We start from the raw sequence: 997 nt of genomic DNA, 5'->3' as shown, positions 1-997 counted from the left end.
CGGCCTGGCCAAAAACACCGCACACGTGCTGACCTTGTTTGCGCTCTCCAATCTGTGGATGAAGCGAAAGCAGTTGCTGCCGGCTATGGGGAGCGTGCGCCTGTAAACCAGGAAATTCCCACGGAAAGCGCCAGAAATGGCGAAATTCCAAAGATTCAAACGCCACTCTTCGGAACGACGCGACATCCCGCACTCTCAGGCCTCGTTATTCAGACCTTCCCTAAGAAATCCTGGGCGTATCAAGGAGCGTCGAAACTCCTCAGAGAGCGGTACCCACCTCCGTCAAACCGGTGGGTTTTTTGTGTCTGCATGCTGCAGGTACAAGCCGACGCAACGCCTGCGTCGGGAGGGCGGCTAATACAACACCCGCAAGGGGAATACGCCCGCCGGCTCTCTGCGGTTTCGAACCTCCCGACATCCCGTCGTCGTTGGCGGCGGTTCTTGGGTTGTTCCAGGAGGGCGTTGCCATGTCTACCGCACCATCCATGCCGGCATCTGTGCCGGTTGATCTGTTGCCAGCCTCTGCTCACCGCCTGCGTTGGGATATGGGCGATGTGCTGCGCCGGCTCGATGCACGCGCGGCTGTCGAGCAGGTGAACGACTCTTCTACGCATCTATTGAGTCGCCAGCTCGCTGTATTGCCGCACACCTCGGGTTGCAGGTCAGCACGTAGTGCAGTGGGGTTGCAGCAGTGCGTTGCCGCATCCATCACCCGCCACCAGCCGGAGGCGCCATGACACGCCGCCGCCCAAACACGGCATCTGCCAGCGAACGGCCCACCCGCACAAGTACGCGCCCCGCGCCGCCCAAACGGGTGCAGTGGGTTGTTGTGGAACCCCGACGTCCCCCCACCCTGAGTAGTGGTTTGGTTTAGAGTCCGGGGGTAATGATATCGGTGTTTGCCAGATGTTGGGCATAAGCAGCCGGGGTCATGCCGCCGATCGCCTTCTTGGGTCGGTCCTCGTTGTATTCGCGTCGCCAGCGTTCGATTTCGGTG

1 protein-coding gene and 2 pseudogenes are annotated in these 997 nt (G+C 60.7%); 2 read left to right on the top strand and 1 reads right to left on the bottom strand.

Translation table 11 applies throughout. The features are described from left to right. Window positions 1-106, top strand: a pseudogene (locus F7R02_RS25535) (IS5/IS1182 family transposase); the annotation flags it as partial. 627 nt (window positions 107-733) lie between these two features. Beyond that, window positions 734-856: pseudogene (locus tag F7R02_RS27665) on the top strand (SymE family type I addiction module toxin); the annotation flags it as partial. 14 nt (window positions 857-870) lie between these two features. Here F7R02_RS27665 and F7R02_RS25520 read toward each other — a convergent pair. Continuing rightward, window positions 871-997: integrase core domain-containing protein (locus F7R02_RS25520; protein WP_151210081.1), on the bottom strand; the 127-nt coding region annotated here is incomplete at its 5' end.

The sequence above is a fragment of the Xanthomonas cissicola genome (assembly GCF_008801575.1).
Classification (GTDB): Bacteria; Pseudomonadota; Gammaproteobacteria; order Xanthomonadales; family Xanthomonadaceae; genus Xanthomonas; species Xanthomonas cissicola.
Note: the sequence above shows the minus strand (reverse complement) of the source record. Positions and strands in the feature narration are given on the sequence as shown.